The following is a 16,053-nucleotide window of genomic DNA, read 5'->3' on the forward strand; positions in this document are numbered from 1 at the left end:
AGAACAACCATGAAACGCATCCGCAAGGCCCAGGCCACGCTGAACCTTCCCACCCTCAGGCTCGAAGGCGGGTTGTTCCTGCCTGATCAACTGGAAAAAGCTGCTCAGGGCCGCGCCAGCGCCCAGAGCGAGGCCGACTACGGTACCCCCAAGGGCGTCAAGCTCAAGGACGAATACAGCCGCGCTTTCCAGATCGCCTGCGCCCAATGGCAGCACTTCGCCGCGCAGATGGAACGCGCCGACGTCGATGCCGCGCAGCTCACCACCGCCTTCGTCCACGAACTGCTGCGCGATGCCTTTGGCTACGCCACCTCGCAAGCCGCGGCAGCACAGCAAGTGGGTGAACTGCGTTACCCGGTCAGCCTCATGGCTGGTACCTTGCCCGTCTTGGTGGCACCACACTCTCTGGGCCTGGACGAGGCTGACGCGCGGTTTGCCGTGCAAGGCGGCGGCAACCGCAAGAAAGCCCCGTTCCAGGCCATGCAGGAATTGCTCAACGCCAGCGAACCGCTGCAATGGGGCATCGTCAGCAACGGCAGACAGCTGCGGCTGCTGCGCGACGCTGCCTCGCTCACCCGCCCCAGCTTTCTCGAAGTCGATCTGGCCGATCTGCTCGGCGGCCAGCGCTATGCCGAATTCGCCAACGTCTGGCGGCTGTTGCACGCCAGCCGCGCATCCCGCCCCGGCCAGGGCGCTACGGCGTGCATCTGGGAACAATGGCGCAGCGAAGGCCAGCAGGAAGGCACTCGGGTGCGCGATGGCCTACGCAACGGCGTCGAGCAGGCCCTGCTGACCTTCGGCGCAGGTTTCCTGCAACACCCTGCCAACCACGCCCTACGCGCCGCCCTGAACGACGGCACGCTCAGCAAGGATGACTATTTCCAACAACTGCTGCGCCTGATCTACCGGCTCATCTTCGTTTTCACCGTGGAAGAGCGCGGCGTGCTGCACCCGCAGGACGACAGCGCCGAAGCACTGGCCGCCCGTCGCGCCTATGCCGAAGGTTACGCCTTGACCCGCCTGCGCGAGCTGTGCCTCAAGCGCCGGGCCCGCACTCGCCACGACGACCAGTGGCAAGCCATCCGCATCGTCTTCCGTGGTCTGGCACAGGGCGAGCCGCGCCTGGCCCTGCCCGCGCTGGGCGGCCTGTTCGCGCCCGAACAATGCCCCGATCTGGATGTCGCCAGCCTGGACAACGCCCACCTGCTCACCGCCTTGCAACACCTGCGCTGGGCAGTGGTCGCGCAAGGCAAGGGCAGCAGCCTCATCCCAGTGGACTACCGCAATATGGGCCCGGAGGAACTGGGTAGCGTCTACGAAAGCTTGCTGGAGCTGGTGCCTGCCATCGACCTGCCCGCGCGCACGTTCGGCTTTGTCGGCCGTACCGAGGAAGGCAGCACCGCTGGCAACGCCCGCAAGCTCACCGGTAGCTACTACACCCCCGACAGTCTGGTGCAGGAGCTGATCAAAAGCGCGCTCGATCCCGTCATCGAACAGCGCCTGGCCGCGCAGTCGACCAACCCTACAGAGGCACTGCTGGCCATCCGCGTTATCGACCCGGCCTGCGGCAGCGGCCACTTCCTGCTCGCCGCCGCCCGCCGCTTGGCGGAAAAGCTCGCCCAGTTGCGCAGCCTAGAAGGCGGGCAGGAAGGCGCCATCCAGCCGCAGGACTACCGCCACGCCCTGCGCGAAGTGGTGGCCCGCTGCATCTACGGCGTGGACCGCAACCCCATGGCCATCGAACTGGCGCGCATGGCCTTGTGGCTGGAAGGCTACGAAGAAGGCCGCCCGCTGGGCTTTCTCGACCACCACCTGCAAGTGGGCGACGCCCTGTTGGGCCTGACTGACCTGAACGCGCTGGAACAAGGCATCGCCAAGGATGCCTTCAAGCCCTTGAGCGGCGATGACAAGGACGTCTGCAAGGAGCTGGCCAAAGCCAACGCCGCCGGCCTCAAGCAGATCGCCAAGGATCTGCAAGGCAGCCAGATGCTGCTGGGCGTGGACAACCGCGGCGGCCTCGAAGCCATGCGCGCCATCGAAACCTTGCCCGCCGACACACCCGAACAGGTGGCCGCCAAGGAACAAGCCTGGCACCACTTTCTGGAGGACTCCGCTCACAGCCCGCTGGCCCACGCCGCCGATGCGCTGGTGGGCGCCTACCTGCTGCCTAAGACGGAGGTCACGGCAGAAACCGTACCCACCAGCATCACCCTGCATGCGCTACTGACCGCACCGGAACGCGCCCAGACCGAGCACGCTGCTCCTATCGTTGCGGCCCGCGCCGCCTGCGAACAAGCCCGCGTATTCCACTGGCCGCTGGCCTTCCCGCAGGTGTTCGCGCAAGGCGGCTTCGACTGCGTGCTGGGCAATCCGCCGTGGGAGCATGTGGAGCTGAAAGAGGAAGAATTCTTCGCCACCCGGAATCCGCTAGTTGCAGAAGCCAAGAACAAGGCTGAGCGCACACAACGTATTCAATGGCTCAGTGAAGGCCTGTTGGCTCGCCATCTCTATCCCGAACTGGTGCATGAAGCCAAAGAGGATGAAGCTGAAAAACGCCTTTACGAAGAGTTCATCACTGATCGACGCAAGCGTGAGGCTGCCAGCGTCTTCGCACGTACCGGAAAGGAAGATGGTGGGCGTTACCCACTGACTGGCATAGGGCGAGTTAACACCTACGCGCTGTTTGCCGAAACCATCCTGCAAATCCATGCCCACAGCGGCCGCGCCGGCTTCATTGTACCGACCGGCATCGCCACCGACGACAGCACCAAGGCGTATTTCGGGTACATCACCCAGAACCGGCGGCTAGTCAGCCTGTACGACATCGAGAATCGCGAAGCGGTATTCCCCTCCGTACACCGCAGCTACAAGTTCTGCCTGCTCACCCTGGGCGCGGAGGAACGGGCCGAGTTCGTCTGCTTCGCCACCCAGGTCAGCCAACTGGCCGACCCGCGCCGCCGCTTCACCCTCACGCCCGACGAATTCCGCCTCATCAACCCCAACACGCTCACCTGCCCGGTCTTCCGCAGCGAGCGCGACGCGGAACTGACCAAGAGGCTCTACCGCACTGCGCCGGTATTGATCGACGAAAATCGGCCAGATGGAAATCCGTGGGGCATCCGCTTCTTGCAGGGCACCCACAACATGTCGAGCGACAGCCACCTGTTTGTCGATACACCGGCGGCAGGTCTCCTGCCGTTGTACGAAGCCAAGATGATCAATTTTTACGATCATCGGGCCGGAACTTACGAATCAAGAGGAGAAGAAAGGGGATATCGTATTTTGCCCAGCCCCTCGCTGAGCGAATACCAAAACCCTAATTACACTTCTATACCTTTTTACTGGATTTCGGCTCAGTTTGTAGAAGAAAGGCTCAGTAGTTGGGGGCATGATTGGCTGTTGGTCTTCAAAGACGTTACGTCCGCGACAAACGAGCGCACTGTAATTGCGGCGGTGATTCCAAAATCCGGTGTGGGCCACACGGCGCCATTGATCTTTCCCTCGGCGACACCAAAATTGATAGCGGCACTTCTCGCAAACATTAATTGCTTGATTTTAGATTATGTGGCAAGACAAAAGGTGGGTGGGCTTCATTTGACATATTCATATGTTCGTCAATTTCCATGCATCCCACCATCAAGGTACACGGATGAAAACCTTGCCTTCATTGTCCTGCGCGTACTGGAACTGACTTACACCGCCCACGACCTCGCCGCCTGGGCCAGGGAATTGGGCTACGACGGCTCGCCCTTTGCCTTCGACCCCGACCGCCGAGCCACCCTGCGCGCCGAACTTGACGCCTACTACGCCAAACTCTACGGCCTTACCCGCGACGAACTCCGCTACATCCTCGACCCTGCCGACATCATGGGCGAGGACTACCCCAGCGAAACTTTCCGTGTGCTCAAGGACAAGGAGTGCAAGGAATTCGGCGAATACCGCACCCAAAGGTTGGTGCTGGAGGCGTGGGATAATTTAGAAATCGGAGAGTTGGCATGAGATCAATGGAAATTGGTGAGTCGGTTGTTGAGGATGTCATCCTGCATCAGGTTGGCAATCGCCTGCGAGAAGAGCCGCTGATCTTGGCAGATCAATGCTTCGACATTACGGAAAGCATCGGGAACTTGATACTTGGCGGCTATCTGCGAGGCATCGTCAGCGATAAAAATCAGTACATGCTTACCCATGAAAGCGACATGACACTGAATGATGTGGCCCACCATGTATCAGCCTTCTTTTCGAGAAAAATCTCTTTTATAGAGCTTTCCAGGAACTTGGCTACACATCTGTACGCTTCCGCACATCACCCCAACATCGCATCAGGCGATTTATTTGTCATTTTATTTGAGAAGCTAAAACTGGATGGGAAGTACAAGTCTGCTATCGGAGTTTACAAGGCGGAATCAAAGCAGCAGTACATTTCCACCCGTGCTGATGGCGAAAGCAGGCAGCTCGAAGTGTCAAGCGGCATCAACCCGGATCTGATTGACAAAGGCGCACTCATCGTTGATGGCTCTGAAATCGTTTATGCCATCGATCGCTTGAGCAGCCGCACAAAATACTGGATTGAGGATTTTCTGAAAGCGAAGCAGGTTCCCAATGAGAACACCAAGTCAACCGTCGCTGCTGGGCTGATAGAGAAGGTTCGGGACAACATCGAAAGCCCCGTGGCAAGGCAGGATTTTTGCCGCGAGGTCATTGCCTTGTGTGCAGACCGGGACGAAGTGCCGGGCGATGAGATCAGGACGGTGTCAGAGAAATACGTTTCCTCCGACGTATGGAGCACCGAGCTGGCCAGAATCACCGAACGCAAGGGGCTGGTGGGTACCGACGAAATCAATGTGCCGACCAGAAACCTTCAGGCCAAGTTGAAAAAAATGTTTAACCGCATCAATCTGGGCCAGGATATTGGATTGATACTGCCGGACAGCCTTTCGTTCAATGATGCAAAATTCAAGGATGACGGACAAACCATCCAAATAAGCATAGCACTGGGGAAGAAGCATGGGTGAGTCATCGAAGACATCTGGTGAGAATGGCGAGAAGATCACGGAAGAACTCCTGAAGCTGATTGGGTGGAGCAATCTCCTGAAGGGCGTCAGCATTCCATGCAATAGAGCGGCACACGATAAGCAAACGCATGGCAATGATTTTGTGTTCATCTATAACAATCCGCTCCATGACAACCGAACTGATGTTGTTTATATCTCCTCGAAAAACGCCAAAAATGGTTACCCAAAAGGAGAGCAAGGCGTCAGGACGACGTTCAAAGGTCACCTGTCAGAGCTTGATGAGATAGTCTCCTGCTCGAAAATCAGCTCCGAAATAAATCAAGCAATACAACCTGAATCCGTGTTCGCTTAGCCGGAAATCCAGCCTAACGCATTGATGTAATTGTATAATTACGCATCCGAGCCTTTCACCCAACCGACCATGCCGCGCTTCGAAGTCAAGCAATCCGCCAAGCTCAATCTGACGTCCTACTCGGGCCTGGCGTTGATCGGGCAGTGCTGCCAGGCGGCACAGGTCGAGGCGGTGATCGACCCGAGGCTGCCGGTGTCGCAGGGTATGCGGAGCTCGGACCTGGTCAAGTCGGTGGTGGGGCTGCTGAGCCTGGGCAAAAGCGACTTCGAGGCGATCGAGCCGTTTCGCGGCGACCGCTTCTTCAAGGAAGCGCTCGGGCTCGCCAAGGTGCCCGGCAGCGTGTGGATGCGCCAACGGCTCGATGCCCGCGCGGCCGAGCTGCGCGAGCTGACCGACGAGCTGAGCCTGCGCCTGCTCGAGCGCACCGAGGCGCCGATCACGGCGCACAAGGGCTACGTCTGCGCCGATCTGGACACCTTCGTGATGGACAACTCCGACACCAAGAAGGAGGCGGTCAGCCGCACTTACCAGGGCGTCGATGGCTACACGCCGATCGCGCTGTACCTGGGCAACGAGGGCTGGAACCTCGGCCTGGAGCTGCGCGCGGGGTCGCACCACTCGGCGCTGGAGACCGAGTATTTCTTCGAGCGCGCGTTCCCGCGCCTGCGCCGGGTGTGTGCGGCCGATGCGAAGCTGCTGTGGCGGGCCGACAGCGGCTTCGACAGCGCCCGGCTGCTGTTCGCGCTGGCCGACGAGCGCGATCGCTGGGCAGCGCTGGGGCGTTCGTTCGACTACCTCACCAAGTGGAATCCGCGCCGTCAGGACAAGACCGCCTGGGTGGACCGGGCCGAGGCCGCCGGCGTCTTCGAGGAAGTGCGCGCGGGCAAGCGGGTGGGGCTGCTGGACCTGAAGATCGACCGTGCCTGGAAGAAGGCCAAGCGCACGCTGCGTCTGGTGGTGCGGGTGACCGAGCGCACGATCGACAAGAAGGGCCAGCACCTGCTGACCCCCGAGATCGAGATCGAAGGCTGGTGGACCAGCCTCGAAGTGGCGATGGCCGACGTGATCGAGCTCTACAAGCACCACGGCACGCACGAGCAGTTCCACTCCGAGATCAAGACCGACCTGGACCTCGAGCGCCTGCCCTCGGGCAAGTTCGACACCAACGACGCGGTCATGCATCTGGCCGCGTTCGCCTACAACTGCCTGCGCCTGATCGGCCAACTCGGGCTGACCGGCGAGCTCTCGCCGATCCGTCACCCGGCCAAGCGCCGACGCATCAAGACAGTGCTGCAGGAGGTGATGTACCGTGCGGCGAAGTTCGTCGAACACGCCCGCCGCCTGGTGCTGGACTTCGGACGCGGCGTCGCCGCGCATGTGAAGGTGTTCACCACGGTGCAGGCGCGACTGTGCGCGGTGGCTTCGCCGTGATGCAAATCCGACGGCCGAATTCTCCGAATCGAGGCCATTTCGCTGCGGCGAAAGGGCGACGGCCGCGTGGGAGCAGGAAAATGACGTAGCGCACCCCCCGTAAGCCCGGCTCGCCGGGCCTCCGGGCCGTGAAAGGACGGTGCTCGGGGCTGCGGTGAGCTGAGATTGGGAGTCAGGCAGCAGAAAAATCATGCGCTGGGGCTCGCGGAGCGGGTACGCGCTGAAGACAACACGGATTCAGGTACAAGCCTTCGGGGGGCGCAGGCAAAAGAAGCATATAGGCCTACTCGTATGGACGCATGGAGACAGAGAAACATTGGATAAAGACATCAAGCCCGCCTTGAGCCGTATCCAGTTGGATTTGTCGTCAAACTGCCCCTTATATCTTGTGGACATGGCTCGGGCCTCCTTCATCAAAGAGGCGATCAGTCATTTCAGATCAATCAAGCAGGGGCAGCAATACCATTTCTATTACCCCAAGCTTGGAAATGTCGTCGCAAACGCAGATGAACGATACGGCGATCTGCTGCCAATCGAGCTTTTGGCATCAGACCTTATCCCCTTCCGGTTTATGCTGGAGGAAAAGCCATCTCTCTGCCTGTATGCCAAACAAGCATTCTCGGAAGAATCCCTGAAAAAACTTTGTAGCCTGGCCTTCGACTTTGCCGATGCTTGGCCGCAGGATATTTTCATCGGTCTGGAAAGCTATCACCCGGCAGACGACAAGCAAGTGAAAGATGCGGTCCTGATGGCCTTTCGGGAAAGGAAGGCAAGCATCAAGGTTTTTTGCTACAAAGATTCCGTTCTCGATCTTTTGGAGTGCTGATATGGATAAGCCGGCCAAGCAATTTGATTATGAGCGGGCCATGCTCTGGGGAGATCGTTTGAGAGTACTGCTTAATAGCGATCACATCAGCAATGGCGAAATCACTGAAACTCTGAAGGAAAAGGGCATATTTATCGGCAGTAGTGAAAAATCCGATACCGTGCCACTGTTGAGTGCCTGCCTTCTTACGCCGAATGAGTTCACTAACCTTGTTGAAAAATCATTCGTTCGCGAGTCCGGAAAGAAGTACTCCTCCAGTAAATTCAAGCTGACATCATCAAATGCCGATTGGAAAACGGAGATACAGAACAATTTTGATTCGGTGATTGAGGGCATCAAGCTGGGGGATGATCGGGTGTTTGCTTCTGAGCCAGCCCTCTCCATTGACCCAGATGGAAATGTGCGAATCATATATTCCGTGCGTGTCCTCGACTTCAGCAAGGACTGGATAAACCAAGAGATCACTTACCCAGGCGAAATTCTTCTTAAGCAGTCCGGCAATGGCTTGGAAATTGAAGTCAACAAATCCAGAACATCACAAGACACCAACAAGCTCAATGACGCCATCACCGGCGCCATCGGAAAATTCTGCAAGTCAAAGGGCATTACCACGGACGAAAAGCCAGAGTCCATTCTCTTTGATGATTTCACGAACAATGAGCGCATCCGCTTCTTTCTGCAATTGACATCTATCAATACACCCGAACTCTCCTTCAAAGAGATTGGAGATTTCGAGATCATTCGAGATCAGGAGGCGGGGGCGCTACCGAAAGAGGAGCGAATTGAGTGGATGGAGGGGCATGTCAACAAGATACAGATAAAAGGAAGTGATCTTGGAAAAGTCTTTCTTCTCAAGGAAGAAAGCTATTATCAGTATTACTACCTGATAAAAATGACGGCTACATATGCCTTCAAGTTCGGTGCAAACGCTGGCGACTGCGGCATTGAATTTGCCTTCTCTGGAAAAACGTCAAGAGACGATAGTTACTCTGGGACTGTTTTTGACTTCAGCATTGAGCGACTTCCGCGCCTGGAGGAAGGAAGCAAAAACCGGGTCAGAAAGGACATTATCCAAAGAATTCAAGCAGCAATAGATGTGGCCTTCAAGCATGTCAAGCCACCTGCCGTTGCCGACTTGGAAGGAGAGTAGCGCCGTATGCTGACTCATCTCAAACTGGAGAACTTCAAGATCTGGCGCAGCACGGGGCCTGTGCGACTTGCTCCGATTACTCTGCTGTTGGGTACCAATTCATCAGGCAAATCCAGTCTGATCCAAAGCCTGCTGCTCATCCGTCAGACCGTCAGAGGCGATGATCCGAGTCTCGATCTCAATCTTGGCAATCCTGATGCTGGCGATTCCGTCACACTCGGCCAGTTCAAGGATGTGCTGTGTCGCCACGGCGCAGCAACGGAAAGCACTGCGTCCAATCAGGTAGGTATCGAGTTTCGCTGGAGCGAAACGGGAAATGCCGCTGAATCGGCGATCTTCTCGGCACGCTACCGTAAAGGCCAATCCGGCAGCGCTGAACTGGAGTTCCTGCGCTTGGGCAAAGACGGTCAAGGCTTCAGCGTGCAACGCCGTAAACCCGGGATTTATCGCCTCACGCTGGGCAATCAAATCAAGCCTTTGGGGCAAAGTGCGGATTTTCGTCCGCAGCGTTCGTTTGCATTTTCACCCTCTACGCTCAACAAACTGGGTGTGCAGGGTGAGGTGATTCGGTCGGTTGGTCCGGCGCTGCTGAACGAGTTGGGTCGCATCATCTATCTTGGCCCTGTGCGCCGCTTGGCCCAGCGTGACTATGTATGGGCGGGGCGTATGCCTGCCCATATCGGCGACGACGGTGCCAAAGCCGTGGATGCGTTGATTGCCAGCGGCGTGGCGCGCCAGCAAGCCAAGAGGCGCAGTCAAATCTTGCCAGCGCAAGCCTATCTCTTCGAGCAAACAGTTCATTGGCTGAAAGAGATGAATCTGGCGCACGGTCTTTCCATCCGCGCCCTTGGCAATTCAGCGCGTCATGAGTTGCTGGTGGAAACCGATGGCCTGGCCAGCAACCTCAAGGACGTTGGGGTGGGGGTGTCGCAGGTGCTTCCCGTCATTGTGGCCGCCCTGTTTGCCCAGCCCGGCCATATCGTGATTGTCGAAGAGCCAGAAAGCCATCTACACCCTCTGGCACAGAGCAAGCTGGCTGAATTGCTGGCGCAGGTAAGCAAGGAGCGCAACGTCCAGTTCATTGTCGAGACGCATTCAGAGCATTTGTTCCGCCGTATGCAGACCTTGATTGCCCGCGAAGAAGTGTCTGTTGCTGACGCCGCCATGTATTTCGTTGAACGTGATGGCAAAAATACCAACCTTCTGCCTTTGGAAGTTGATGATCTTGGGCGGGTAAAAAACTGGCCCAAGCATTTTTTTGGAGACACCTTGGGGGAGACTCGCGAGCAAACGGCGCTAGCCATCAAACGAGCGAAAGAGTTGAGAGCAAAAGATGGCGATGTTCCTAATTGATACCAACGTGATGCTCGCCGCCAGTGCGATCTCCGAGCTGTCCAACGTCGCTACACGCGCCATGCCGCGCGAGATTGAATTGCGAGAGTCGGTCTACGAGTGGCTGGTGCAGTTCGATCAGTCGGACGACCATATGGTGCTGGATGACGCCGGGTTGGTGCTGGCGGAGTACGAACGCAACATGCCGTACAACTGGCAGGAACAGGAGTACGGGCTGCAGGTGTTGCAGAGCAAGCGAGATCGGATGCAGGTCGATGATGTGCCAATCGACACGTTCGAAGGCAATGGGGAACATATCGCCGTGTTGGCAGTTGAACACGAAGCAATCGTCACCGACCGTGAGGATCGCAAGTGGGTTGCTTGTGCATTGGCCGCGATGATTATGTTCGAAGAATCACCTCCTATCGTCTACGGTGCGGAAACTGACTGGCATATCGCAAGAACGCAATTGGAGGAGTTCGGAATTTTCTTTCTGCCCTTGCTGCCTGCTGCGTGGTATCAGGACAGGGTTGGGTGCCTATGACAGCCACCTTCTTTCGTTTTCCCACCACTCCGCACCTTGCCTGGCTAGCCAAAGACGGCATGCCACGCGACGACAAGGTGTTGTCGCCCACCGAAGCGCAGGCGCTGTTGTCCGGCGATGTGGTCGTGGAGGAGAAGCTCGACGGTGCGAACCTCGGCCTGTCTCTATCACCCGACGGCACCGTGCTTGCTCAGAATCGCGGCCAGTATCTGGGCGAGCCCTATGTTGGTCAGTTTGCGCGTTTACCCGCCTGGCTGGCGCAACACAAATCCAGCTTGCTTGCCGTCCTGCGTCCTGAGTTGATGCTGTTCGGCGAATGGTGCGCCGCACGCCATTCACTGGATTACGACGCGCTGCCCGACTGGTTTCTGTTGTTCGATGTCTATGACCGCAGCAAGAGGCGTTTTTGGAGCACCTCCCGGCGCAACGCGCTGGCCTCGGAAGCCGGATTGTTCACCGTGCCGCGGGTATCGAGTGGGCGCACCACTCTGCCGGCGCTGAAGCAATTGGTTATGGATACAGCCAGTCACTATCGCGCCGAGCTGCCGCTGGAAGGCGTGGTGGTACGGCGCGAATCAGCCGACTGGTGCGAGGCGCGTGCCAAGTTGGTGCGCCCGGATTTCGCCCAAGCGATCGACACCCATTGGCGCAAGCGCGCCATCGAGTGGAACCGGGTAGATTGGACGCGGACATGAATCCTCTGCAACGCACCATCATCGAAAAAACCGGCCACGACAATGGCTTCGAGCACGTGCTGTCATCTGCTGGCGATGCGGTGATACTGGCTTCGGCTCGCCATCGCAGCCAGGCGGTAGTGACGGCATCGGCCGATGGCTTCGGCTTGCGCCTTCAACCGGCTACGCCCGCGCTGCTGCCGGAACTGTTGCGCAGTTTCCAACCTTGGGCCGGAGCCGATGACGTGTTTTGTGTGCCGACTCTGCCCGATTTGGCGGCTCTCCTGCGCCGCACGGCCAGTCTGTCGCAGGCCTTGCCGAATCAGGCAGTGCGCGACTACCACACGGCCGTGGCGCAAGCTGTCGAGACGATATCTGCCGAAGCCAGGGGCACGGAAGTCGAACGCTTGGTACGTCAGCGCGTGGGGCAGGAGCGTTACCGCGATGCCTTGCTGACCTACTGGGGTGGTGCCTGCGCTGTGACCGGCGTCGCTGTGACTGAAGCCCTGCGTGCCAGCCATGCCAAACCCTGGGCCGAATGTGCCGACGATGCCGAGCGGTTGGATGCCTTCAACGGCTTTCTGCTGGTGGCCAATCTCGATGCGCTGTTCGATCGCTTTCTGACCAGCTTCGACGATACCGGGCATCTGCTGACCAGCACCCGCCTGTCCCAAAGCGATCTGCCTGGGCTTGGCATTCATTCGGGAATGACGTTGCGCTGGCTGGCCAGCGAGCACCGGCATTATTTACAGTGGCACCGCGAGCGCTTCCTGCTCGGTGCCTGATCGAAGGAAAAACATGGCCAAGGCCGAAGCAAGCGTTGAAGAACTGGTATCCATGATCGAGCGCGGCGAACTGCGCTTGCCGGAGATGCAGCGCCAGTACGTGTGGCGTTCTACGCGAGTGCGTGATCTGCTGGATTCGCTGTATCGCGGCTACCCTTCGGGCGCAATCCTGCTTTGGGAAACAGATGAAGCTGTGCCGCTGCAGGATTTCGCGGTCAACCAGAACACGAATCCCTACCAGAGCACCCGGCTCCTGCTGGATGGTCAGCAGCGTCTGACATCGCTCTCAGCCGTCATTCGCGGTGAGCCGGTGTCGGTGCGCGGCCGTCGTCGGCCTATCGACTTGCTGTTCAACTTGGAGCATCCCGACCAGTTGGCGGTCGTGACCGAAGTGGAAGAGAACGGCGACGACGAGGACGATGCCGACGACGATAGCGAACTGATTGGCGATGAGACGGACTCGACCGAGGACGAACTGCTCAAGCGCTTCAACAAGATCCTGAATCCGTGTTCGCTTAGCCGGAAATCCAGCCTAACGCATTGATGTAATTGTATAATTACGCATCCGAGCCTTTCACCCAACCGACCATGCCGCGCTTCGAAGTCAAGCAATCCGCCAAGCTCAATCTGACGTCCTACTCGGGCCTGGCGTTGATCGGGCAGTGCTGCCAGGCGGCACAGGTCGAGGCGGTGATCGACCCGAGGCTGCCGGTGTCGCAGGGTATGCGGAGCTCGGACCTGGTCAAGTCGGTGGTGGGGCTGCTGAGCCTGGGCAAAAGCGACTTCGAGGCGATCGAGCCGTTTCGCGGCGACCGCTTCTTCAAGGAAGCGCTCGGGCTCGCCAAGGTGCCCGGCAGCGTGTGGATGCGCCAACGGCTCGATGCCCGCGCGGCCGAGCTGCGCGAGCTGACCGACGAGCTGAGCCTGCGCCTGCTCGAGCGCACCGAGGCGCCGATCACGGCGCACAAGGGCTACGTCTGCGCCGATCTGGACACCTTCGTGATGGACAACTCCGACACCAAGAAGGAGGCGGTCAGCCGCACTTACCAGGGCGTCGATGGCTACACGCCGATCGCGCTGTACCTGGGCAACGAGGGCTGGAACCTCGGCCTGGAGCTGCGCGCGGGGTCGCACCACTCGGCGCTGGAGACCGAGTATTTCTTCGAGCGCGCGTTCCCGCGCCTGCGCCGGGTGTGTGCGGCCGATGCGAAGCTGCTGTGGCGGGCCGACAGCGGCTTCGACAGCGCCCGGCTGCTGTTCGCGCTGGCCGACGAGCGCGATCGCTGGGCAGCGCTGGGGCGTTCGTTCGACTACCTCACCAAGTGGAATCCGCGCCGTCAGGACAAGACCGCCTGGGTGGACCGGGCCGAGGCCGCCGGCGTCTTCGAGGAAGTGCGCGCGGGCAAGCGGGTGGGGCTGCTGGACCTGAAGATCGACCGTGCCTGGAAGAAGGCCAAGCGCACGCTGCGTCTGGTGGTGCGGGTGACCGAGCGCACGATCGACAAGAAGGGCCAGCACCTGCTGACCCCCGAGATCGAGATCGAAGGCTGGTGGACCAGCCTCGAAGTGGCGATGGCCGACGTGATCGAGCTCTACAAGCACCACGGCACGCACGAGCAGTTCCACTCCGAGATCAAGACCGACCTGGACCTCGAGCGCCTGCCCTCGGGCAAGTTCGACACCAACGACGCGGTCATGCATCTGGCCGCGTTCGCCTACAACTGCCTGCGCCTGATCGGCCAACTCGGGCTGACCGGCGAGCTCTCGCCGATCCGTCACCCGGCCAAGCGCCGACGCATCAAGACAGTGCTGCAGGAGGTGATGTACCGTGCGGCGAAGTTCGTCGAACACGCCCGCCGCCTGGTGCTGGACTTCGGACGCGGCGTCGCCGCGCATGTGAAGGTGTTCACCACGGTGCAGGCGCGACTGTGCGCGGTGGCTTCGCCGTGATGCAAATCCGACGGCCGAATTCTCCGAATCGAGGCCATTTCGCTGCGGCGAAAGGGCGACGGCCGCGTGGGAGCAGGAAAATGACGTAGCGCACCCCCCGTAAGCCCGGCTCGCCGGGCCTCCGGGCCGTGAAAGGACGGTGCTCGGGGCTGCGGTGAGCTGAGATTGGGAGTCAGGCAGCAGAAAAATCATGCGCTGGGGCTCGCGGAGCGGGTACGCGCTGAAGACAACACGGATTCAGGAAGATGACTTTCGTGGTGGCCACGAGGAAGCTGGAGCAGTTGCCGCATTGGGTGAAAGTGTCGGAAGTGTTCAAGACCGACAACGATGCGCCTTTCCTCAAACGTGCCGGTATCAGTGGTTTTGACGATCCGCGGTACGAGAAGTACAGCCAGCGCCTGGCCCGGCTACGTGGCATCCGCAAGTACGTTTATCGGATGGACGTGCTGGAACGCACGCTTTCCTACGATGAGGTAACGGAAATCTTCGTCCGGGTCAATTCACTGGGAGCCAAGCTGCGCAGTTCCGACTTGGCTCTGGCTCAGATCACCGCCAAGTGGCGGCACTCGCTGCAGACGTTCCAGGATTTCCAGAAGGCATGCGCCAAGACGGGCTTTGACCTTGATCTCGGTTTGCACTTGAAGAATCTGATGGCGTTTGCCACCGGTCAATCACGTTTTCAGATCGTGGGTAGCCTGAATGTGGAGAAGCTGCAGAAGGCATGGAAAGAAGCTTGCGATGGCATGGAGTTCGCGCTCAACTTCCTGTGCAGCAATCTTGGCATCGATAGCCCGGCACTGTTGTCGTCGCCTTTCCTGCTGGTGGTGCTGGCGTATTTCGGGCATAGCCGCAACTATGCGCTGAGCAACGATGAGGCCCGCCAACTGCGCTACTGGGCGCTGATGGCCAATGCCAAAGGCCGCTTCTCCCGAGGCTCCAGCGAAACCATTCTGGATCAGGATTTGGCAAATATTCGTCAGGGCGGAGCGGTGAGCGAGCTGATCGACCGGCTGCGCCTGCAGTTCGGCCGCCTGGACATTACCGCGGAGGAGCTGGAAGGCCGCAACCAGCGCAGCGCGCTGTTCAAGACCATGTTCCTGGCTTTCCGCGCTGCTGGTGCGAAAGATTGGCGCAGCCATCTGACCATTGCTCTGGATCATTCGGGTGCCCAGCATCGCTTGCAGTTCCATCACATCTTTCCCAAAGCCGTACTGAAGACCAGCTTCACTGCCCGCGAGGCGGATGACATCGCCAATCTGGCCTTCATCGGCGGCAAGACGAATCGCGCGATCAGCGATAAGGCCCCGGCGGTTTACCTGCCCCCGCTGGTGGACCAGCTTGGCGAGCCAGCGTTCGCAGCACAGTGCATCCCGGTTGAGGCATCGCTGCTGGAAGTGGAAAGCTACAAGGCTTTCTTGCTTGAGCGACGCAAGAGGATTGCAGCTGCGCTGAATACGTTTGTTGGGCCTGCAGATTGAGCCGGTGGACGGCTGTGTATGTAGGCCAGGGGGCCTCATACTGCCTGACCTAGCTACCGAGGTAGATGGCAGTGATTTGAACGCGCTCGTGTCCCAACTCACGGCTGATGGTCTGACGAGCATGGCGGTCTTCTATGCGCTGCGTTGGACTTAACTCCGTGACTAATGGTCCACCTGCTGCTGGCGGCGGCCTCCCCGTCAACGTCTCATAACGGCTTTGCGCGTACTGATGGCGAAGGCCATGCATATGACTCAGACTCGCCGCCTTGCACTGTCCATCGTAGACGTTCCGCTGCTGGATGTAGGTCTTGTTTGCCGGGATCAGTGATCCTGTGCCCGCCAGGCGGTGTGCTGCGTGGAGCGCGTCGCGTTGCTCTGTCGTTGTGATGGGCACAGTTCGCTCCCGACCGCCCTTGGTCCACGATCCCTTGAGGGCTGTTAACGGCGGTCGATTCCCGCACAAATCCGGCGTCCACCGCCGGCACGGCACAGCATGACCTTGATCTGGTGAGCGGATAG

General features: G+C 59.1%; 14 protein-coding genes. 13 read left to right on the plus strand and 1 reads right to left on the minus strand.

What is annotated here, in order from left to right; translation table 11 throughout:
* Nucleotides 1-9: 9 nt before the first annotated feature.
* The 13 genes from C667_RS07115 to C667_RS07165 all read left to right on the plus strand — a co-directional run bounded on the left by C667_RS07115 (nucleotide 10) and on the right by C667_RS07165 (nucleotide 15,534).
* Nucleotides 10-3,999, plus strand: coding sequence for an Eco57I restriction-modification methylase domain-containing protein (locus tag C667_RS07115; protein WP_004359434.1), 3,990 nt, complete (start codon nucleotides 10-12; stop codon nucleotides 3,997-3,999).
* Complete coding sequence (locus C667_RS07120) at nucleotides 3,996-5,012, plus strand: nucleoid-associated protein (protein ID WP_004359436.1); 1,017 nt, start codon at nucleotides 3,996-3,998, stop codon at nucleotides 5,010-5,012. Before C667_RS07115 ends, C667_RS07120 begins: the two co-directional genes overlap by 4 nt.
* A complete protein-coding gene (locus tag C667_RS24895; RefSeq protein WP_211207673.1) occupies nucleotides 5,005-5,364 on the plus strand; it encodes a PD-(D/E)XK nuclease domain-containing protein in 360 nt (119 codons plus the stop codon). Before C667_RS07120 ends, C667_RS24895 begins: the two co-directional genes overlap by 8 nt.
* Before the next feature lie 69 nt (nucleotides 5,365-5,433).
* The gene (locus C667_RS07125; protein WP_004357889.1) at nucleotides 5,434-6,795 is read left to right on the plus strand and encodes an IS1380 family transposase; all 1,362 of its coding nucleotides are present in this window, start codon (nucleotides 5,434-5,436) and stop codon (nucleotides 6,793-6,795) included.
* Nucleotides 6,796-7,111: 316 nt separating this feature from the next.
* Complete coding sequence (locus C667_RS07130; protein WP_004359438.1) at nucleotides 7,112-7,621, plus strand: hypothetical protein; 510 nt, start codon at nucleotides 7,112-7,114, stop codon at nucleotides 7,619-7,621.
* A 1-nt stretch (nucleotide 7,622) separates the two neighbouring features.
* Nucleotides 7,623-8,771 carry a GapS4b family protein gene (gene gapS4b / locus C667_RS24900; RefSeq protein ID WP_083881282.1) on the plus strand — a complete coding sequence of 383 codons (1,149 nt, stop codon included), beginning with the start codon at nucleotides 7,623-7,625 and terminating at the stop codon, nucleotides 8,769-8,771.
* Nucleotides 8,772-8,777: 6 nt separating this feature from the next.
* Nucleotides 8,778-10,124 (plus strand): DUF3696 domain-containing protein, encoded by a 1,347-nt coding sequence (locus tag C667_RS24905; protein WP_004359440.1) that lies wholly within the window; start codon nucleotides 8,778-8,780, stop codon nucleotides 10,122-10,124.
* Nucleotides 10,105-10,647 carry a hypothetical protein gene (locus C667_RS07140; RefSeq protein WP_004359442.1) on the plus strand — a complete coding sequence of 181 codons (543 nt, stop codon included), beginning with the start codon at nucleotides 10,105-10,107 and terminating at the stop codon, nucleotides 10,645-10,647. Before C667_RS24905 ends, C667_RS07140 begins: the two co-directional genes overlap by 20 nt.
* The gene (locus C667_RS07145) at nucleotides 10,644-11,342 is read left to right on the plus strand and encodes an RNA ligase family protein (RefSeq protein WP_004359443.1); all 699 of its coding nucleotides are present in this window, start codon (nucleotides 10,644-10,646) and stop codon (nucleotides 11,340-11,342) included. The genes C667_RS07140 and C667_RS07145 overlap by 4 nt, the downstream gene beginning before the upstream one ends.
* Nucleotides 11,339-12,106 (plus strand): HNH endonuclease, encoded by a 768-nt coding sequence (locus tag C667_RS07150; RefSeq protein WP_039920946.1) that lies wholly within the window; start codon nucleotides 11,339-11,341, stop codon nucleotides 12,104-12,106. The genes C667_RS07145 and C667_RS07150 overlap by 4 nt, the downstream gene beginning before the upstream one ends.
* 13 nt (nucleotides 12,107-12,119) lie before the next feature.
* Nucleotides 12,120-12,650 (plus strand): DUF262 domain-containing protein, encoded by a 531-nt coding sequence (locus tag C667_RS07155; RefSeq protein ID WP_004359447.1) that lies wholly within the window; start codon nucleotides 12,120-12,122, stop codon nucleotides 12,648-12,650.
* 44 nt (nucleotides 12,651-12,694) lie between these two features.
* Nucleotides 12,695-14,056: an IS1380 family transposase gene (locus C667_RS07160; protein WP_004357889.1), complete on the plus strand. Its 1,362-nt coding sequence runs from the start codon at nucleotides 12,695-12,697 to the stop codon at nucleotides 14,054-14,056.
* A gap of 245 nt (nucleotides 14,057-14,301) precedes the next feature.
* Complete coding sequence (locus tag C667_RS07165) at nucleotides 14,302-15,534, plus strand: hypothetical protein (protein WP_004359449.1); 1,233 nt, start codon at nucleotides 14,302-14,304, stop codon at nucleotides 15,532-15,534.
* 49 nt (nucleotides 15,535-15,583) lie between these two features.
* Here C667_RS07165 and C667_RS26645 read toward each other — a convergent pair whose 3' ends face one another.
* On the minus strand, nucleotides 15,584-16,024 hold the full coding sequence (locus C667_RS26645; RefSeq protein ID WP_083881283.1) for an integrase domain-containing protein: 441 nt from the start codon (nucleotides 16,022-16,024) through the stop codon (nucleotides 15,584-15,586).
* Between the last annotated feature and the right edge of the window lie 29 nt (nucleotides 16,025-16,053).

It is taken from the genome of Thauera phenylacetica B4P (genome assembly GCF_000310225.1).
GTDB lineage: Bacteria > Pseudomonadota > Gammaproteobacteria > Burkholderiales > Rhodocyclaceae > Thauera > Thauera phenylacetica.